General features: G+C 61.2%; 18 protein-coding genes. 5 read left to right on the plus strand and 13 right to left on the minus strand.

Going from position 1 to position 19,290, the window contains the following annotated elements; all coding sequences use genetic code 11:
* The first annotated feature begins 87 nt into the window (after positions 1 to 87).
* Both JKL48_RS13840 and JKL48_RS13845 read left to right on the plus strand, forming a co-directional pair.
* On the plus strand, positions 88 to 1,002 hold the full coding sequence (locus JKL48_RS13840) for a carbohydrate kinase family protein (RefSeq protein ID WP_201983465.1): 915 nt from the start codon (positions 88 to 90) through the stop codon (positions 1,000 to 1,002).
* Positions 1,003 to 1,050: 48 nt separating this feature from the next.
* Entirely contained in the window at positions 1,051 to 2,646 is a 1,596-nt protein-coding gene (locus JKL48_RS13845) for a glycoside hydrolase family 32 protein (protein ID WP_201983466.1), read from the plus strand.
* Positions 2,647 to 2,723: 77 nt separating this feature from the next.
* On the opposite strand, the gene JKL48_RS13850 is transcribed toward JKL48_RS13845, so the two are convergent.
* The 6 genes from JKL48_RS13850 to JKL48_RS13875 form a co-directional block, all read right to left on the minus strand.
* Positions 2,724 to 3,107, minus strand: a complete 384-nt coding sequence (locus tag JKL48_RS13850; RefSeq protein ID WP_201983468.1) for a DUF3037 domain-containing protein — start codon at positions 3,105 to 3,107, stop codon at positions 2,724 to 2,726.
* Positions 3,085 to 3,879, minus strand: coding sequence for a HipA family kinase (locus tag JKL48_RS13855; RefSeq protein ID WP_201983470.1), 795 nt, complete (start codon positions 3,877 to 3,879; stop codon positions 3,085 to 3,087). The genes JKL48_RS13850 and JKL48_RS13855 overlap by 23 nt, the downstream gene beginning before the upstream one ends.
* A 279-nt stretch (positions 3,880 to 4,158) precedes the next feature.
* On the minus strand, positions 4,159 to 4,896 hold the full coding sequence (locus JKL48_RS13860; RefSeq protein WP_201983472.1) for a DUF4097 family beta strand repeat-containing protein: 738 nt from the start codon (positions 4,894 to 4,896) through the stop codon (positions 4,159 to 4,161).
* Positions 4,897 to 5,076: 180 nt separating this feature from the next.
* Complete coding sequence (locus JKL48_RS13865; RefSeq protein ID WP_201983473.1) at positions 5,077 to 5,844, minus strand: DUF4097 family beta strand repeat-containing protein; 768 nt, start codon at positions 5,842 to 5,844, stop codon at positions 5,077 to 5,079.
* Positions 5,845 to 6,091: 247 nt separating this feature from the next.
* Positions 6,092 to 6,928, minus strand: a complete 837-nt coding sequence (locus tag JKL48_RS13870; protein WP_201983474.1) for a zf-HC2 domain-containing protein — start codon at positions 6,926 to 6,928, stop codon at positions 6,092 to 6,094.
* A 125-nt stretch (positions 6,929 to 7,053) separates the two neighbouring features.
* Positions 7,054 to 7,593 carry an RNA polymerase sigma factor gene (locus JKL48_RS13875; RefSeq protein WP_201983475.1) on the minus strand — a complete coding sequence of 180 codons (540 nt, stop codon included), beginning with the start codon at positions 7,591 to 7,593 and terminating at the stop codon, positions 7,054 to 7,056.
* Positions 7,594 to 7,771: 178 nt separating this feature from the next.
* Between JKL48_RS13875 and JKL48_RS13880 the strand changes: the two genes are divergently transcribed.
* Positions 7,772 to 9,991: a choice-of-anchor I family protein gene (locus JKL48_RS13880; protein WP_201983476.1), complete on the plus strand. Its 2,220-nt coding sequence runs from the start codon at positions 7,772 to 7,774 to the stop codon at positions 9,989 to 9,991.
* Positions 9,992 to 10,148: 157 nt separating this feature from the next.
* Here JKL48_RS13880 and JKL48_RS13885 read toward each other — a convergent pair whose 3' ends face one another.
* The 4 genes from JKL48_RS13885 to JKL48_RS13900 all read right to left on the minus strand — a co-directional run bounded on the left by JKL48_RS13885 (position 10,149) and on the right by JKL48_RS13900 (position 13,496).
* Positions 10,149 to 10,994, minus strand: a complete 846-nt coding sequence (locus JKL48_RS13885; protein ID WP_201983478.1) for a DUF4097 family beta strand repeat-containing protein — start codon at positions 10,992 to 10,994, stop codon at positions 10,149 to 10,151.
* Positions 10,995 to 11,231: 237 nt separating this feature from the next.
* Positions 11,232 to 12,107 carry a DUF4097 family beta strand repeat-containing protein gene (locus JKL48_RS13890; RefSeq protein WP_236668798.1) on the minus strand — a complete coding sequence of 292 codons (876 nt, stop codon included), beginning with the start codon at positions 12,105 to 12,107 and terminating at the stop codon, positions 11,232 to 11,234.
* Complete coding sequence (locus tag JKL48_RS13895; protein WP_201983494.1) at positions 12,052 to 12,963, minus strand: zf-HC2 domain-containing protein; 912 nt, start codon at positions 12,961 to 12,963, stop codon at positions 12,052 to 12,054. The genes JKL48_RS13890 and JKL48_RS13895 overlap by 56 nt, the downstream gene beginning before the upstream one ends.
* An 8-nt stretch (positions 12,964 to 12,971) precedes the next feature.
* Entirely contained in the window at positions 12,972 to 13,496 is a 525-nt protein-coding gene (locus JKL48_RS13900) for an RNA polymerase sigma factor (RefSeq protein ID WP_201983495.1), read from the minus strand.
* A 323-nt stretch (positions 13,497 to 13,819) separates the two neighbouring features.
* On the opposite strand from JKL48_RS13900, the gene JKL48_RS13905 reads away from it, so the two are divergent.
* Entirely contained in the window at positions 13,820 to 14,149 is a 330-nt protein-coding gene (locus JKL48_RS13905) for a hypothetical protein (protein WP_201983479.1), read from the plus strand.
* A gap of 93 nt (positions 14,150 to 14,242) precedes the next feature.
* Positions 14,243 to 14,623 carry a hypothetical protein gene (locus JKL48_RS13910; RefSeq protein ID WP_201983481.1) on the plus strand — a complete coding sequence of 127 codons (381 nt, stop codon included), beginning with the start codon at positions 14,243 to 14,245 and terminating at the stop codon, positions 14,621 to 14,623.
* Positions 14,624 to 14,758: 135 nt separating this feature from the next.
* Here JKL48_RS13910 and JKL48_RS13915 read toward each other — a convergent pair whose 3' ends face one another.
* From JKL48_RS13915 to uvsE, 3 genes are all read right to left on the minus strand, one after another.
* Positions 14,759 to 17,416 carry an MGH1-like glycoside hydrolase domain-containing protein gene (locus JKL48_RS13915; RefSeq protein ID WP_201983483.1) on the minus strand — a complete coding sequence of 886 codons (2,658 nt, stop codon included), beginning with the start codon at positions 17,414 to 17,416 and terminating at the stop codon, positions 14,759 to 14,761.
* A 212-nt stretch (positions 17,417 to 17,628) separates the two neighbouring features.
* Positions 17,629 to 17,982, minus strand: a complete 354-nt coding sequence (locus JKL48_RS13920) for a hypothetical protein (RefSeq protein WP_201983485.1) — start codon at positions 17,980 to 17,982, stop codon at positions 17,629 to 17,631.
* A gap of 169 nt (positions 17,983 to 18,151) precedes the next feature.
* The gene (gene uvsE, locus JKL48_RS13925) at positions 18,152 to 19,144 is read right to left on the minus strand and encodes a UV DNA damage repair endonuclease UvsE (protein WP_201983487.1); all 993 of its coding nucleotides are present in this window, start codon (positions 19,142 to 19,144) and stop codon (positions 18,152 to 18,154) included.
* Positions 19,145 to 19,290 lie beyond the last annotated feature (146 nt).

The raw sequence follows: 19,290 nt of genomic DNA on the forward strand, positions 1-19,290 counted from the left end.
AACCGGTGCCCCCTCTCTTTTGGAGAGGGGGTCAGGGGGTGAGGTTTCGCATGAACGAGCTATCTATCAGTCAAAATCCTTCCAACCATGTTCCCAAGTTCTCAAGACCCTAAGTCTCCAATAGTTGCCTGCTTCGGCGAAATCCTTTGGGACATCCTGCCCACCGGCAAGCAGCCGGGCGGCGCACCCTTCAACGTGGCCGTGCACCTGCACCAGTTGGGTTTGCCCGTGCGCTTCATCAGCCGCGTGGGCGATGACGAATTGGGCACAGAGCTGGTCGATTTCGTGGCCTCAAAAGGTGTGGACACGGCCCTCATCCAGCACGGCAAAACCCACCTCACCGGCGTGGTGAAAGCCAACGTGGACGACGCCAACGAGGTGACCTACAAGATAGTGCAGCCCGTAGCCTGGGACTACATTCACTACGACGATGAAGTAGAAGCCGCCGTGGCTACCGCCGATGCCTTCGTGTTTGGCAGCCTGGCCGCCCGGCAGGCAGGCACCCGTGAGACGCTGTACCGCCTGCTCGAAAGCGCCAAGTTTAAGGTGTTTGATGTGAACATGCGCCCCCCGCACTACACCCGCGAGGTGGTGAAATACCTGCTCACCAAAGCCAACATGGTGAAGATGAACCACCACGAATTGGCCGAAATCATGGAATGGTTCGGCACCGCAACCGAGCCGGCCGCCGCCATGCCTTGGCTGGCCCAGCGCTTCGACCTGCAGGCCGTGTGCGTGACCTGCGGGGCCGACGGCGCCCTGCTCTGGACCAACGGCCGGCTTTACCGCGCGCCCGGCGTGGCGGTGCAGGTGCAGGACACCATCGGCAGCGGCGACGCCTTCTTGGCCGCATTGCTCAAGGGCTGGCTTACGGGCCAGCCGCCGCAGGATGCCCTCAATTTTGCCTGCGCCGCCGGAGCTTTGGTCGCCACGCATCAGGGCGCTACGCCCGCTTTCAGCGAAGCCGATGTGCAGGCGCTGATGCAGGGGGCGGTGGCCTAAGGCAATTCTGTCGCAATACCCATAGCCTCAATTCCCACCCAGATAGTGATGATAAAAAACGTCCTCTTTTTGCTGCTCACCGCCGCCAGCGTAGCTGCCTGCACCCAGGAAACCAAAACCACCGACACAACCACGGCGGCTACCCAAGGCTCCACCGCAACAGCCGCCACGGACACGGCTGCCGTGCCGCCCGCCACGCCGCAGTACCGGCCCGGCTACCACTTCAGCCCTGCCGCGCACTGGATGAACGACCCCAACGGCATGGTGTACCTCAACGGTACTTATCACCTGTTTTTCCAGTACTACCCCAAGGCCATGGTGTGGGGCCCCATGCACTGGGGCCACGCCACCAGCCGCGATTTGGTGAGCTGGCAGGAGCAGCCCATTGCCTTATACCCCGACTCGCTGGGCTGGATTTTCTCGGGCTCGGCCGTGATTGATAAGGACAACACCGCCGGCTTCGGCCCGAATGCGATGGTGGCCATTTTCACGCATCACAACGACCCCGAGGAGAAAAAGAAAACCAACAAACACCAGTACCAAAGCCTGGCATATAGCCTCGACGAAGGCAAAACCTGGACGAAATACAAGGGCAACCCCGTGCTGCCCAACCCCGGCATCCAGGACTTCCGCGACCCGAAAGTGAGCTGGAACGACGTGGCCAAGAAGTGGATAATGACCTTGGCCACCAAGGACCGCATCACCTTCTACAGCTCGCCCAACCTGAAAAGCTGGACCAAGGAAAGCGAGTTTGGCGTGAAGCTGGGCGCCCACGGCGGCGTGTGGGAATGCCCCGATTTGTTCCCGCTCACGCTGAATGGCCAAACCCACTGGGTGCTCATCGTGAACCTGAACCCCGGCGGCCCCAACGGCGGCTCGGGCACCCAATACTTCGTGGGCAATTTCGACGGCCACCACTTCACCCCGCTGAACAACAAGACCAAGTGGGCCGACTACGGCCCCGACGACTACGCCGGCGTGACCTGGAGCAACACCGGCGCCCGCCGCATTTTCCTGGGCTGGATGAGCAACTGGGACTACGCCAACCAAGTGCCCACCTCGCCCTGGCGCAACGCCACCACCATCCCCCGCGAATTGGGCCTGCGCCAGGAAGGCTCCGAAATCTACCTCACCTCGCAGCCGGTGAAGGAGCTGGCCAAGCTGGCGCAGCCGGGAGTCACGCTCAAAGACGTGAAAGCCACTGCCACGCCGCTGGACCTGACCAGTAAGCTCAGCTTCAACGGCGATAAGTTTTCCGTAAAAATGAGCACCACGCAGTTGCGCGACTTTGCGCTGGTGCTCAGCAACGCGGCCGGCGAGGAGCTGCGCCTCGGCTACGATGCCAAGGCCAAAAACTATTACATTGACCGGCGCAAGGCGGGCCCTACGGCCTTTAGCCCCAAGTTTGCAGGCCGGCATACCACCCCGCGCCTGGCCACCGCGCCGGCTGCCGACGTGACGCTGTATTTCGATGCGACTTCGGTGGAGCTGTTTGCCGATGGTGGGCTGAGCGTGGCGTCCGAGCTATTTTTCCCTTCCCAGCCCTTCACCACGCTCAAGCTGGAATCGGCTGGTGGGCTGACTGTGCAAAGCCTGGGGTATATGCCGCTGGCCAGTCCGCTGCTAAAAATGGCTGCCAACTAGCTTGGCCACCTTCTGCATCGGCATTATAACCTCGCCGCCATCTCCCCGCTCGCTGGGTTGATGGCGGCTTTTGTTTGCTATTCCACCAGCTGCGTCAGCAGGCGCGTCAGGGTTTCGCCGGCATCCAGGCAGCGGCCGGGGTGCACGGGCGAGCACTGCACCACCGTGCTGCGCGTGGCCGTGAGCCAGCGAAACCGCTCGGCAATGGGCAGTTGGCCGATGGCGCCGCCGGTGGCCCGGCCCTGGCAAATACGCTCGAAGGTCAGCAAGCGGGCGGCTATTTCTTCCAAATCCAGGCCGGGAGCCACGGCCAGCAGCTTAGCTTCGGGTAGTTCAAAGCGCGCTTGCAGGAAGCCCAACGAGCGGCAATACACAATGACGCCCACGTTCAGGAATTCTTCGCGCTCTACCCGGGGCACGACGCGCAGTACGGCGTACTCAAATAAGTGCATTTCGGGCATCTTGCGCTTCCTGAACAAAGGTTTCTGAAGTAGCCAGGCGGGCTTCGAGGAAGGCCACGTAGGCTTGGCGCTGCTCCTCGGCAGTGCCGTGGCCGTTGGTTAGCCATTCGTCGGGCACCAGGGCCACGATGGCGCGGAGGATTTCGGGCGTGAGCAGGGCGCGGCTTTCGATGTCAACGGCGGCCAACTCGCTGGCTTGCGGCAGCAGCACGTGGGTTTTTATCTGGGGAAATGGCCGGGGGCGTGGCGCGGCCCAGTCGGGGCCGGCGTGGTGCACGTAGAGGGCCGCGCCGTGGTCAATCAGCCACAGCTCTTTGTGCCACATCAGCATGTTGGTGTTGCGCACGGTGCGGTCCACGTTCAGCGTGAGGGCATCGAGCCACACAATCTGGGAGGCCAGGTGCGGCGCCACGGTGGTCACCAACGAATCGAAGGTGATGGCGCCGGCGAGGTAGTGCAGAGCCAGGTTGCGGCCGGTGCTGGCTTGCAGCAGGTCCTGAATTTCCTCGTCGGGCTCGGTGCGGCCAAAGCTTTCGTCCAGCTCGCAAAACACCAGCTCCGGCACGCGCAGGCCCAATACGCGGGCTATTTCGCCCACAATCAACTCGGCAATCAGCGCCTTCACGCCCTGCCCCGCGCCCCGGAACTTCACCACGTAGAGGAAGCCATCATCGGCCTCCATGAGGGCGGGCAGGGAGCCGCCCTCGCGGAGCGGCGTCACGTAGCGCGTGAGCACAACGGTGCGAATTTCGGGGGCAGTGCTTGCTGCCATAAGGAGAGAATGGAAAAATTGCCCCGCAAAGAACGGGCACGCGGAGCGCCGCCCGCCAAAACGGGAAAATGGGGCGGGCCATTCGGCTTGTTCACACTCACCAGGAACAATCCGAAACCACAACCACCCGTGCGCCGGCTTGCAGACCATTCACACCAGCAGCGCCCCTATTTCCACGCATTCAAAACCAGTGTATGGCACTGACTTTCAGACAACAGTCTTTTCTCAAGGCACCCGAGCTGCTGCCTTTTGCTGGGAAACTACCCGTTTGGTGAATGGTTACTTCCGCTTGCGGAAATACACGTCGTTGCTGATGGATTCGAGCTTGACGAGCGGGCCGCTGCCCTTGAGCGTGCCGCGCAGCTGGTAGCCCACGATGGGGTTTTTCTTCGGCGCCGAGCTGAACGCAATGTCTTGGTCGGTGTACACTTCGCCGGTAATGGTTTTCAGGGCCAGCTCGGCGCCCTGGGCGGCCGGCCACGCCACGTCCACAAAGCCGCTCAGCGACTTGGCCTCGATAGGCCCGGTCAAGCCCGCGATGTCGATGTTGCCGCTGAGGGTGCTCACGCGCAGGTTTGCACCAGCCGGCACCGTGATTTCGTAGTCGATAACCGCGCATACCTGGACGCGGGTCTGGCCGTCGTGGTCGTCGTTTTTGCCGTTCGAGTAGTAGGTATCGCCGTAGTACGAGCCGCCGTTGGGGCAGTCGCCGGGCGCGGCGTTGCGCAGCATTTCCTTGTCGAAGGCTGCGGTCAGCTTCAGTTCCTCCCCCGTTTGCTCTGTGGTGAGCAGTAAGGCATCATTGAGGTGATTCTGGTTGATGCTGACGGAGGCTTTCAGCGTCATTTTATCGCCGGCCCCGGCCCGGATGCGAATGCTGCTGGCCTGCCGCAGATTCAGATATAACCGCTGATTAGACGCTAAAACAGCAGTTTTTTCAATGATTTTCTGGGCGAATGCCGTCTGGATTCCGCCCGTAGCGAGTACCAGCAAAAGGAAGAATAGAACGCGGCGCATGGGAGTAGGATTTTGCAGAAAGGTGGAAGTTGTGGGTTGGGATAGCAGAATGTCATGCCGAGCGCAGCCGAGGCATCTCGCTCGGGGCAGTAATCTAGTGCATTAAGGTTAGTTAAAGCACGCGAGATACCTCGGCTGCGCTCGGCATGACCGTTTTCTCTAGTATTTCCGTAAAGCGGTCTACTTCGCTTTGCGCACGTAGATGTCGCCGCTCACGGTTTTCAGCGACACGGCGTTGCCGCCGCCGTTGATGGTGCCGTCCACCACCTGCCCGCCGATGTGGCGCATGCTGTCCTGGTCTTTGCCCATGCTCAGGTCGAAATCGGTGTAGACTTCGCCCGATACCGAACGCAGGCGCAGGGTGGCTTTGGTGCTGGCGGGCATGCTCACGTCCACGTCGCCGCTCACGGTGGTGATGGAGCTGGGGCCCTGGCGCATGGGCGCAAATTTCACCTGAATGTCGCCGCTCACGGCCGTGGCCACCACCGGCCCCGACACGTTGATGAGTTTCATATCGCCCGACTTTACGGTCAGTTCCAGGTCGCCGCTCACGTCGCGCACCACCAGGTCGCCGCCGTTCCAGTTGCCCTGGGTGTATTGCACGCTGGAGCTGCGCGGCACCTGAATCACGTAGTTGGCATCCTTGCGCGAGGCCCGCACAATGCGCACCGTGTTGTCGGCCTGCGTCACCGAAAGGCCGATATTGGTGTTGTCGACGGCCGTGTTGTAGATGGGGTGCAGGCCCTCGGCGCGCTTCGGCGCGGGCTCGAAGCCGTTGCCTTTTATCACCAGCTCGTTGCCGTCGATGCCTTCCACAGTCACGTCGCTGCCTTGCATTTCGAGCACAATTTTACGGTCTTTGCCGCCGAGCTTGGTCTTGTATTCCTGAGCGTGCGCGGCCGAAACCGCGAGGGTGCCCGCCAAAGCGAGCAGGGTCAACTTATTCATAATCGAGGGAAAATTTTAGCAAGTGAAGTCCGGTTGCGGCGCCGGTTTCCGGCGCCGCCTGCAGAAGAAAGGAGAGAAAAGCGAGTGAGTGGAAAAGGAGGCTGCAACGGCCTGACTGTCATGCTGAGCGCAGTCGAAGCATCTCTACCGCTTCGTTAAATCGGCATTGATTACTTGCACACACGGTAGAGATGCTTCGACTGTGCTCAGCATGACGGCCTTTTATCGTCACTGCCTGCCATCCATGTTATATCAGTTTACCAATGCCAGCCTCCGCTTGAGCGCGCACGACTGGCAGCGCATCCGGGCGCTTGGACAGCTTTTCGAGCTGGGGCACGGCGCGGCGTACGTGCATCGAAACCACCATGTCAATCAGCGTAATCTGCACGTTGGGGTCGGTCTGGATGGCCAGCGAATGCACCAGGCCCTCCTGCACACGGGGGTCTTCGCGCAGACGGTAGAGGGCCTCGCAGGCAGCCAGGCGCACGTTGGGGTTAGCGTCGAAATTGAGGGTATTGAGCAGCACCTGCACCGTGGGGTCGCCGGGCTCGGATTCCTTGCTCGAATTGGTCACCAGCTGAATCCGGTTGCTGGCCGTAGCGCCGTGGAGGGATTGGGCGAGCTCAACCTGGGCGGGCTTGCTATCAACGGCGAGGGCATCGCCCCCCTGGCGGCCCCAGTGCAGGTTGCGGCCCAGCAGCACGCCAGCGGCCACAAGCACGATGCTGGCAGCGATGCGCAACCAATTGCTGGCTACGGCCGTGGGCCACATCGATACGATTTTGGCTTCTTTGGCTTCGGGTTGTGCTGGGGCAGCCACCGACGCAGCTTCGGGAATCAGCAGCGCTTTTTGCTGCTCCAGCATGGCCATAAAGTTGGCGCGCAGGGCGGTGCGGGGCACTTCGGGCAGGGCGGTGTCCAGGTCGTCGGAAAGGGCGCGGAGCTGGGTTACCTGAAGCTGGCAGTTAGGGCAATTGAGCAGGTGAGCAGCCACGCGCTCGGCCTCGGCGGCCGGCAGGCTACGCTCGACGTAGGCCGGCAGCAGCGCTTCGAGCTCGTGGCAGGCTGATAGTTCGGGCTTCATTTTAGTTATTGGTTGTTGGTTGTCAGTTGTTAGTCGCGGGCGTTTTTCTTTCGGTGCAGTATGTCAGAAGAGGCATTTTTCACAAATACTAACAACTGACAACGAGCAACTAACAACTATTTTTTTCAGGCGAAATAGATTTTGCGAAGCGCCTGCAACGCGCGGTGCGCTTTCACGCGGGCAGCTTCGGCGGTGCAGCCCAGCAGCTTGCCGATTTCCTCGTAGCCGAAGCCCTGGAAGCGGTTCAGCACCAGGATTTCGCGCTGCGGCACGGGCAGTAGGTTCAGGGCTTCGTGCAGGTCGTCGTGGCTGCCGCTGGCCTGCATGTGCGAGAAAGCCGCAGTGCGCAGGCCGCCGGTGCGCTCCACTTCTTCCACGTCGGCGGTGCGCAGCTTTTGCTGGCGCTGCCAGTGGTCGGCGTGCACGTTGCGGGCCATTTGGTACACCCAGGCTTTGAAGGGCTGGGTAGCCTGGTAGCTGCTGCGGTATTTGAGGATGCGCTCGAACACGGTTTGGGTGAGGTCTTCGCTGATTTCGCGGTCGTTGGTGAGGCGGGTGAGGTAATTGAACAAGGGCCCGTGGTAGCGCTCAAATAGCGGCACCAGCTGGTCGAGGTCATCGGCCCGGACGGCGGCCATCAGTGCTTCGTCGCTCGTGGTTTCCACGGAAGGTGTTTAGGGTTGGAATGCAGGGAGTACCCGGACAAAGGTCATTCGTTACAGCGGCTTCGAAAAAAAATTGCAGGCGTCGCAAAAATCAGCTTTCCGATTCGGTAACACGCTCGCAATGTTAAGGTAACGTCACGCAAATAGTTTTGCCCCTTGATTCATCAAGTCTTCATCTATGTTCCTGAAAACTACTTTTTCCCGCTTTTCTGTTACCTCGCTTGTAGCCTTGAGCACGGCCGGTACCGCCGCCCACGCCCAGACCATTGGCTTCATGGGCGCCACCACGCCGCGCATCGTGGCCGAAAACGCGGGCACGGTTTCGCTGCCCCTGGCCATTGCCAGCCCCAACGCCACGGCCAGCACGGTGCAGGCCATTGTAGCCCCGCTAGGCACTGCCACAGCCGGCTCCGATTTTACATTCGCCACCACCCAGACGCTGACTTTCGCGCCGGGCAGCACCACGGCCACCCTCACACTACCCATTCTGGACGACGCCACGGCCGAATCGACTGAGTACTTCACGGTGCGCCTCCAAAACCCCACCAACGCCACGCTCACGGCCGGTGCTACGGAGTTTCTGGTGTTCATAAAGGACAACGACCTGCAAGCCCCGGCCCGCACCAACAACCTGCGCCTGAACTTGCTGGGCAGCTACCAAAACGGCGCGAGCGGCACCAACTCGGCCGAAATTGTGGCCCACGACCCCACCACGCAACGCCTGTACGTGGCCAATTCCGTCGGGGGCAAGCTGGACATTCTGAACTTCAGCACGCCCGGTGCACTCACGTCGGTGGCTTCCATCAGCATGGCCCCGTATGGGGGCATCAATTCCGTGACGGTGCGCAACGGGCTGGTGGCCTGCGCTGTGGAAAGCACCAACCCGCAGGCCGATGGCAGCATTGTGTTCTTCGACCAGAACGGGGTGTTCATCAAGCAAGTGACCGTAGGCGCGATGCCCGACATGATAACCTTCTCGCCCGACGGCCTGAAGCTGCTCACTGCCAACGAGGGCGAGCCAAACACGGCATACACCACCGACCCGCTCGGCTCAGTATCAGTCGTGGACCTGACCGGCGGCATCGCGGCCGTAACCCAGGCCCGCGTGACCACACTGGATTTCAGTACTTACAACTCCCAGGCTGCCGCCCTGCGCACGGCCGGCATCCGCATCTACGGCGGTCCGGCGGGCACGCCCAGCAGCGTGGCCCAGGACTTGGAGCCGGAGTACGTGGCCGTGTCGGCCGACTCGCGCACCGCCTACATTGGCTTGCAGGAAAACAACGCCCTGGCCACGCTCGACCTGACCACGCTGCAATTCACCAGCCTGCGCCCCATTGGCTACCAGGACCACAGCCAGCCCGGTTTCAGTCTCGATGCATCGGACCAGGCCGCCGACGTACTGCTGGCCAACTGGCCGGTGCGCGGCATGCGCCAGCCCGATGCCATTGCCTCTTTTGAGCTGCCGGCTGCGCTGGGCGGCGGCCGCTACCTCATCACGGCTAACGAGGGCGACGCCCGCGAATACACCGGCATGAGCGAGGTCAACCGCCTCGGCGATGCGGCTTATGTGCTCGACCCCACGGCTTTTCCGCAGGCCGCCATGCTGAAAAACGCCAGCGCCCTGGGCCGCCTCAACGTGACCAACAAGCTGGGTGATACCGACGGCGACGGCGACTTCGACCAGATTTATGCCTTTGGCGGCCGCTCGTTCAGTATTCTCAATGCTGGCACCGGCGCGCTGGTGCACGACAGCGGCGACCTGCTCGAACGCATCACCAGCACCGACGCGGCCTTTGGCAGCATTTTCAACGCCAGCAACACCACCGGCAACCCCGTTCGGAAAAACCGCTCCGACGACAAAGGCCCCGAGCCCGAAGGCACTACCATCGGCATGATTCGCGACACCACCTATGCCTTTGTAAGCATGGAGCGCATGGGCGGCGTGGTGGTCCTGAACGTGAACGACCCCACCAACCCGCGCCTCGTGCAGTACATCAACAACCGCAGCCTGACGACGGGCACCGGCGACCAGGGCCCCGAAGGCATCGTCTTCGTATCGGCCGCCAACAGCCCCACCGGTACGCCCCTGCTGCTGCTGGCCAACGAAGTGAGCAGCACCGTGGCGGTGTACCAGATTGGCCTGCGCGGCACGGTGACCAGCGCTAAAAATGGCCTTGCGGCACCGGAAAGCCTCTACAGCTTCCCCAACCCCGCCGCCCCCGAAACCGCCGTGCGCCTCAGCCGCCCCGTAACCGGTGCCCTGCTCGATGGCCTGGGCCGCACCGTGCGTCACCTGCCGGTAGCTACCGACCAGCTTGACCTAAGCGGCCTGCCCGCCGGCTTCTACCTGCTGCGTGCGGCCGATGGCGCCACCAGCCGCGTGGTGGTCCGGTAGCTTTCCCGGCAGGGCTGTATTTATAGAACGTCCTGCTGAGCGAAGTCGAAGCATCTCTACCGAGGAAGTAAATAATTACTCTTCGCGGTAGAGATGCTTCGACTTCGCTCAGCATGACGTGCTTTTTATTGTTATTTTTTGCCAGTTCCCTTCTCCCCTACTTGGCTTTGCGCAGGTAAATATTTCCGTTGAACGTCTTCACCATTACCTCGGCGCCGCCGCCGTTCACTTTGCCGTAGGTCCAGTCGTCGGTGCTGAGCCGGGTGAGGCCGTTTTGGGTGGTGCGCGTCACTTTGCCGGGCGCTTTGTCCACGTCCACATCGAAGTCGCTGTAGACTTCGCCTCGGTCCGACTTCATTTTTAGCGAGGCCTTGATGTTGCTTGGGAAGCTCACGTCCACCTTGCCGTTAAGGGTTGAAAAGGCCATGGGTGTGCCCGACGTCACGCTTTTGAACGTGGCGGTGAGGTTGCCATTCACCGTGTTGGCCACGGCCGAGCCGGCCACGTCGTTGAGTTGAATGGCACCGTTCACGTTGGAAACTTCCAGCTCGCCGCTCACGCCGTCAACAATGATGTCGCCGTTGTTAACGGTGCTGAGCTGCAACGAGAAATTGCGCGGCACCCTGATGGTTAAGTCCACCGGCTGGGTGTGCGATTCCGTCGAAACCTCTACGTGGTTGTTCTTTTCCTCCACGCTCAGGTTCAGGTTATTGGACGACGACAAACGCTTCATGCCGGCGGGCGCGGCTTCGCTGCGGCGGTTCTGATTCGGGCGAAAGGCTGCCTCAACCTGCACGTCTTTGCCGCCGTAGCCACTGACGTGGATGAAGCCGAAAACCAGGCCCACTTCCAGAATGCCGGGCTTGCCGGGCGCGCTCAAGGGCACGGTGAGGGTTTCTTTGGAGTCCTGGGCCCGGCCGGGCAAGGCGCTGCCGAGCAGCACGAAAGCCAGCGCAGCACGGCGCGTGGCAGATGCGAAGGATAATAGACGGGAATGATTCATGATAATAGGTTGGGTTGCTTGAACGTAAGCAGGGGGAAGTTTTAGCGACAAGTCATGCCGATACCGCAGTGAGTCAACCGGCTGTCATCCTGAGCAGAGCGAAGAACCTTCTCACGTTTGTGCCAAAAGGAATTACTGCCAATTGCCCTTCCGTGAGAAGGTCCTTCGCTCTGTTCAGGATGACACGCGACGCACGCGAGGTGCTTCGGCTTGGCCTCTGCATGACGGGTGTTTGCCCTAGAGCTTGGACACGGTCACGTTGCCGTTGAGGGTTTCGAAATGGAAATCGGGCCCGCCTTTGCCGATACGCACGGCGGTGTCTTTGGTGAGTTTGTAGACCGTGCCACCGCCTTTGCCCTCCTGGTTTTTGGTTACCTGTGCCGGCAGGATTTCGGCGTTCGGAAAGTCCGTCAGGAATTCGCCGTGCATGCTTTTGAAGTGCAGGTCGGCGCCGAGGCTGGCCGGGTAATGCACCCGAATCTGCCCGTTGATGGTGTGGTAGGACGACGCGCCGGGCGGATTGGCGGCGTAGGTGGCGTCCACGTTGCCGTTCACGGTGTGGGCCTTGGTGGTGCCCTTCACGTTGCGCAGCGTGATGGCGCCGTTCACGTTGCCCACGTTCAACGGGCCGGCCACGTCGGTCACTGTCATCGAGCCACCGTTCACCGTCCCAACGTGCAGATTCATCTGGTAGGGCACTTTCACCACAAAATCGAACGTGTAGCGGTAGTCGATTTCCTTGTGGCTGCGGTAGCGGTTGTGGTCGTCGTGGGGGCGCGAGTCGTAGGGCCCGGCCAGGTACACCACCACGCTGTCGCCGTGCTGCGTGAATCCCAATTGGGCTTCCTTTCGGCCGGTTTCCAGGGTTTGGTCATCGTCGGCGCGAACGGTTTTGGTGGCTTCTACCAGCACCTTGTTGCCAGCGTAGCCCTGCACCGTCACCGAGCCGAAGATGTTGTAGAGGGCCAGTGTGCTTTTCCCCGCATCAGCCGTCAGGGTGAATTCCCGGCTGATTTTTTCGGTGGCTTCCTTGCTTTGGGCGCGGCAGGCGGCGGCGCTACACAGCACGAGTAGCAGGCTGCTCAGGCTGCGGCGAAGTGAGGGTTTGGTCATGGCGAGAGGGAGTTGAGGGCGCAGCGGGCTGGCCGGTTTGCAGGGTGTGAATGCTTTGCTGGATTTTACTTTTCACCGATTCGTCGAGATTGGGCTGTTGAAGCAGGCGGCGCAGCGGGGCCACCGAGCGGCGCTCCTGCAGCTGCACCATCGCATCGGCCAGAGCCGACTGTACCAGCGGCGAATCCTGCCGGGCCAGCGAGTGCACTAGGCCCAGCCGCACGGTGGGGTCGTCGGCCAGTGGTATCAGGGCTTCCAAGGTGGCCAGGCGCACGTTCACGTTGGCATCGTGGTCGAGGGTACTCAGCAGGGCACTCACCACCTTGGCATTCGGCGCGGTCAGGTCCTTGGTGTAGCCCACGGCCCGCAGTCGCTCGGTGGCCGACGGGTTGTCGATGAGCGAGAGCACCATCACCTGCCGCATCTGGCTCACCTCGGTGGCCAGGGCAGCAATTTGCTGCTGCTCGCCGGTGGCAGTTGCTGGCCGCCGGTTCAGCCAATAGCCGCCCGCGAGGCCCACGCCCAGCAGGCACAGGCTATACACAGCCCGCAGGATGGGCCGGGGCACCTCCAGGTTTAGCCACCAATGCCACAGCCCTTTGAGGGAGTAATCCGGCGTGGCTTTCATCTCATCTTTGAAAGCCGACAACATGGCGTAAAACTCGGGCCGCAGGTGCTCGTCGGGTTCGGGCACGCGCACGGTGCCCATGGCCTGCCATAGCCGCTGGGTGGCTTGCAGCTCTTCGCGGCAGTCGGCGCAGTCGGCCAGATGGGCCGTCAGGGCGGCTTGCTCCGGGGCCGAAAGCTGGCCGCTCAGGTAATCGACCAATTGGTCTTTGACATGCTCACAATTCATCACGTTGGTTAGTTTTCGATGCGGTGGTAGGCAGTTTTCAGCTCGTTCATGGCGCGGTGCACCCGCACCTTCACGGCGCCCTCGGTGGTGCCCAGCACTTGGGCAATTTCGCCGTATTTCATTTCCTGAAACCGACTCAACACCAGCACTTCCCGGTGCTCAGCGCTAAGGCGCGCCAGGGCTTGATGCAGCGTGGCTACCTCCTGGGCGCGCTCCAGGCCGGCATCGGCCGTGGCGCCGCCGCCAAGGTACTCGGCCACGTCATCCAAGTCGGTTTGGTAGCGGGCGTGGCGGTTTTTCTTGAGGTAGTCGGCCAGCACGTTGCGGGCCAGGTGGTACATCCAGGTGCGAAATTCGCCCTCCCCGGTGAAGGTGTGACGGTACTTCAGCATGCGGTAGAACACGTTCTGCACCAGGTCTTCGCTGGCATCGGCGCGGCCCAGCATGTGGTAGAGAAAGCCAAACAGCGGCCGATGGTAGCGCTCAAAGAGCAGGCCCATGCGGTCGACGTCGCCGGCTTTCACCCGCAGCATTAAGGCATTATCCGAGAGCGAGTCCAAACGATTACGCGGGGGTTTTTAGGGTATTTGGATGTGGACACCGCGCCAGGCTGGGAAGGTTACCGGAAGGTGGGCCCTTTTTTTCAGAATGCTTTGACTAACAGGGAAACGGGCCAACAAACCAGACATATAATTCTAGCGCTACTTCTAAGTTAAATGGTTGAGGTTAAAAAAGTTAACTTCTAAAAATCAGCCATTTTCTGTAACCAATCGGGGGCGTGTAGCCGTAAGGAAATATGCAGCGCCACACTGCCTTGCATCAGCAGCTTCCTTTCCACATTTCCAACATTTTTCAGATGAAGACCCCCAAATTCTTTCTCGCCGCCATCCTGACCATGGGCCTGAGCAGCGCCGCCTTCGCCCAAACCACGCCCGGCACTACCGGCGGCACCATGCAAACTTCGCCCGGCTCTACTACCACCGGCACTAGCGGCACGGGCACCATCCGCACCGGCGATGGTACCATGCGCGACGGCTCTATGCAGTCCGCGCCCGGCTCCACCAATACCGGCTCGGGCACGATGCGCAACGGCGACGGCACCATGCGGGACGGCGCCTCCGGCCGCCGCACCAAAACCAAAGGCAACATGTCGAACAGCAAAACGAAAAGCAAGTCGACCATGTAATAACTTTTTGCGGCTCAGCGCCGTATGAGGTTCAAGCCGGTTGTTTCGCCCGAAACAACCGGCTTTTTCTTTCTCCCCCTTTCCGCTCATCCCATGAAACTGCATTTCCTGCTGGCGAGCCTGCTATTCGCCGCCACGGCCCAGGCCCAAACCGTTCCCTTCGACCCCTCGGCGCCGGTGCGCGGCGGCAGCCAGGGCCAGACCAACGTGCCGCCCGTGAATCCGGCCCTTAACCAAAGCACCATTCAGGGCCCGCCCGAAATGCAGCGCACCCCTACCAACCGCGACGCCCAGCCCACGCGCCAGCTACAGGACCAGGGCTTTTCGCCGGCCGCCACGCCCGAAGTATCGCCCAACGCCGTGCCCGACGTGCGCGAGCAGCCCATCATCAAAGACGGGGGCCGCCGCCGGCAGTCAACCGACGTAGTGCCCAGCCGCTCGCGCCGCAGCAACAGCAGCAACGTCACTCAATAATAGAAAAACGTCATGCAGAGCGCAGCGAAGCATCTCGCGTGAGGCAGTAATTCAATCAAGTGATTTACTTTGGCACGCGAGATGCTTCGCTGCGCTCTGCATGACGGCCACTTTTAACCATTTCTACAGTCCTGCTTAGAAATGGCTGTTTTCCAGCTCGTCTTTTCCTTCCGACTTAACCTGCAGGAGCTTGGCTACCAGGCCAGTCCAGCCGGTTTGGTGGCTGGCGCCGAGGCCGTGGCCATCGTCGCCGTGGAAGTACTCGTGAAACAGCAGGTAGTCGCGGAAGTGCGGGTCGGTTTGCAATAATTCATTTTGACCGAATGCCGGGCGGCGGCCTTTCTCGTCTTTGAGCAGCAGGCGGGTGAGGCGGCCCGCCAGCTTATCGGCCACCTCGTTTAGATTCAATAGGTTGCCCGAGCCCGTGGGGTATTCCACCTTGAAGGAGTCGCCGTAGTAGGCGTAGAACCGCTGCAACGACTCCACAATGAGGTAGTTGATGGGAAACCACACCGGGCCGCGCCAGTTGCTGTTGCCCCCAAACATGCCGGAATCGGACTCGCCCGGCAGGTACTGCACCACGAAGTCGGTTTTGCCGGCCCGGTACACGTAGGGGTAGTTTTTGTGGTAGCGCGACAGGGCCCGCACGCCGAATTCGGACAGGAATTCGCTTTCGTCCAGCATGCGGCTGAGCAGACCCTTGAGGCGGCTGCGGCGCACCAGGCTCATGAGGTGGCGGGCGCCCTTGCCGGGCTCTTGCCAGCGCGCCACCAGCTGCGCCAGGTGCGGCCGGTTGGTGACCAGCCAGCGGGCCCGCCGGGCAAAAGCCGGCATGGCATCCAGCAGCTCGTCGTCGATGATTTCGACGGCAAACAGTGGAATCAGGCCCACAATGGAGCGCACTTTGAGGCGGGTGCGCGCATTGTCGGGCGTGTGCAGCACGTCGTAGTAAAACTGGTCGTCCTCGTCCCAGAGGTTGAAGCGGCCGTCGCCGCCGCGGGTCATGGCATCGGCGATGTAGAGGAAGTGCTCGAAGAATTTACCGGCCATTTCCTGGTACACCGGGTTTTGCTTGGATAGCTCCAGCGCCATGCGCATCAGGTTGAGGGCGTACATGGCCATCCAGCTGGTGCCGTCGCTCTGCTCCATTTTGCCGCCAGTGGGCAGCGGGGCGGAGCGGTCGAACACGCCAATGTTGTCGAGGCCCAGGAAGCCACCCTCGAAGATGTTGCGGCCGTCGCGGTCCTTGCGGTTCACCCACCACGTAAAGTTCAAAGACAGCTTGTGGAACACCATTTCCAGAAACGTGTTGTCGCCCTGGCCGCCGCGCCGTTTTTTGTCCATCTGGTACACGCGCCAGGTAGCCCAGGCGTGCACGGGCGGGTTTACGTCGCTCAGGTTCCACTCGTAGGCCGGCAGCTGGCCGCTGGGGTGCAGGTACCGGTCTTTGGTGAGCAGGCGCAGCTGGTTTTTGGCAAACTCGGAGTCCACCATGGCCAGCGGAATGCAGTGAAAAGCCAAATCCCAGGCCGCATACCAGGGATATTCCCACTTATCAGGCATCGACACCAGGTCGGCGTTGTGCAGGTGCCGCCAGTCGCTGTTGCGAATGAGCTGGCGCTTGGGGTCCGGCGGCGGCATGGCCGGGTCGCCGTCGAGCCACTGCGCCACGTCGTAATAAAAATACTGCTTGCTCCAGAGCATGCCGGCAAAGGCCTGGCGCTGCACATTGCGAGCGTCGGCGTCGGGCTGGTGCTGCTGAATGCAGTCGTAGAAAGCATCGGCCTCCTGCAGCCGGGCGGCAAACAGCGTGTTGAAGTCCTCGAACGGCCGGCCGAGTGCGGCCTTGCTCAGCCGCAGCCGTATCCGGCGCGCCTGGCCGGCCCCAATCTTCAGCTTGTAGTGCGCCGCCACTTTGGTGCCCTGTTGCGCCGGGTTCACGGCCGCAGTCCGGCCCTCCACCACGTAGTCGTTGATGCCGTCTTTGAAGTAGCGCCCCACGCCCGGCAAGCCGTAGAGGCGGGTGCCGTTGGTGTCGTTGTCGCAGAACAGCAAATCGGGCCGCTCGTCGCAATAAAAGTGGTAGCGGCCCAGCTCGCTGTGGTAGGCCTCTACCGCGCCGGGCGCGGTGGCCGTCAGCGTCGGCCGCTCTTCGTCGTAGCCCCAGGCCCAGGTGTTGCGAAACCAAAGCTGCGGCAGCACCTGCACGCTGGCCCGCCGCGCGCCGCGGTTGTGCACCGTCACCTGCATCAGAATGTCGTCGGGGCCGGCTTTGGCATACTCGATGAACACATCAAAATAGCGACTATCGTTAAATATGCCGGTATCCAGTAGCTCGTACTCGGGGTCGAGGCGGGTGCGCTGGGCGTTTTGCCGCACCAGCTTTTGGTAGGGGAAAGCCTGCTGCGGATACTTGTACAGCATTTTTTGATAGGAGTGCGTGGGGGTGCTGTCCAGGTAGTAGTACAGTTCCTTCACGTCCTCGCCGTGGTTGCCCTGGCCGTTGGTGAGGCCAAACAGGCGCTCTTTCAGTTGGTTGTCCCGGCCGTTCCACAGGGCCACGTTCAGGCACAGCTGCTGCTGGTCGTCGCAGAAGCCGCCCAGGCCCTCTTCGCCCCAGCGGTAGGCGTAGGAGCGCGCCACGTCGTGCGTGATGTGGTCCCAGGCGTTGCCATTGGCGCTGTAGTCCTCGCGCACCGTTCCCCACTGACGCTCGGTGAGGTAGGGGCCGAATTTCTTCCAGTTTACTGACTGCGTATCGGTATCAGTCAAGCGTAATTCTTCCTGCGTCATGCCTTGGTAAAAGCGCGTAGTTGAGCGGTAAAAAACTCCTAGTACGGGCTTTCTGGCCAAGAAAGCAATGAATAAAAACAACTATCTAGTAAACAATGCTATACATTTAAATAACAAACCCTTTCGACCCACGAGTTGCCGGCCAGCATCTGCGGACGCTTGCCAGTAACCCAAGGGCCGAAAGGGCTGATGTTGTGCCTGCGGCGGGTCCGTTATTTTTTGCTCTTTTCGGCGTGCACCAGCAGGTCGCTGCCGTGGCGGCGCAGCAGGTCGGCGAGTTCAGTCAGGGGCTTTTTAAGGTCGGCTTCCGCATGGGCGCTGACCTGGCTGGTCTGGTCGCCGAGCATGGTCAGCGAGTTGCCGATGGCGTGGGCGCTCAGGCTGCCGCTGGTCAGCATCGATTGCAGGTTGCCGATTTCGCGGGCAATGTCCTGCAGGCCGGGCAGGCCGCTTTGCAGAAACTGCTGCTGCCAGGTTTCGGTATTGTCCATGGCCGAGCCGAGGGGCAGGCTGGTGAGGCCGTTTTTCAGGGCGCTGACGGTGGCGAGAAGGTGGTCGGAGGGCATTTGGTGAAGTGGTGAGGTGGTGAAATAGTGAGTTGTTTTTATGCTGGATACTTCCTATCATCCTGAGCTTGCGAAGGACCTTACCACCGCCGAACAGTTGGCAGTAACTCAACGGGCACAGGCATGATAAGGTCCTTCGCAAGCTCAGGATGACAGAGGATTTGAGTAGTTAAACCCCTGCCTTTTTAACGCCTACTGCTTTTGTACGCTTGGTGGGGGTGCCAGGGTCGCGGGGCAGGTTCAAGGGAGGGATGGGCAGGTTGGGAGCGGGCGCGCTTAGGCCCAGCTCGCGCAGAATGGCTACGGCGCGCAAGGCGCTGGCTTCCTTGTTCTTGATTTCCAGCATCATGTCAAAGTCAAGACCGTGCAGGTGGGTAAGAAATTCACGAAACGAGTCGTCTACCAGGTCGTCGGTGTGCTTGCCCTTGCGCTCGCCCAGGGCCTGCGAGCTGTAATCCATCATGGGCACGCCGTCGGCAATGGGGTGCCAGGTGCCGGCCGCCAAGCGCAGGGCCTCGGCCATGGGTTCGCCGTGGTTGAGGCATTCGTGGTGGAAGTTGTCGAACAGAATGGGCACGCCCGTCAGCTCGTGCAGGTGCAGGCAGTCGCGCAGCGGAAACAACCGGTCGTCGTTTTCCACCACCAGCCGGGCCTTCACCGCGTCGGGCAGCGTGGCGTGCACCTGGGCAAACCGGCTGATGGCCAGCTCCCGCTCACCGTACAGCCCGCCCACGTGAATCTGGAGCTTGGCCGTACCGTCCAGCCCCATCAAATCCAGCATCGAGCCCTGGTATATCAGCTCCTGAATGCTGCGCTGCACAATGTCTGGGCTGGGCGAGTTCAACACCACAAACTGGTCGGGGTGGAAGCTTACGCGCAAGTGGTTGGCCTTGATGTAGTCGCCAATGGCCCGGAATTCGGCCACGAAATGCATTTGCCAGGGAAAGGTGTTGATGGGGTGCGAGCCAAAGGGAACAATGCCCGAGCCCATCCGAAAAAAGAGCAGGCCCTGGGCCACGTTCCATTCCAGCATCCGGCGCAAGCAGGTCAGGTTGGCCGTCACGGCCGTCACCACCCGCTCATCGGTGTAAGAGGCCAGCCGGAAGGTGTTGGCCGCGCTGCAATCCATGGCCTCGTTCACGCAGGGATACCCGATTTTCATACTTCAGGCTTACGCGGATGGACAATGAACAGTTATCAATGAGCAATGAGTAATGAGCAAAATAAAGGTCATGCAGAGCGCAGCGAAGCATCTCGCGTGCATTAGTACTTCAATCGCCTGTCATCCTGAGCGCAGCGAAGGACCTT

Origin of the sequence: Hymenobacter rubidus (genome assembly GCF_016734815.1) — a bacterium.
In the GTDB taxonomy this organism is placed as follows: Bacteria; Bacteroidota; Bacteroidia; order Cytophagales; family Hymenobacteraceae; genus Hymenobacter; species Hymenobacter rubidus.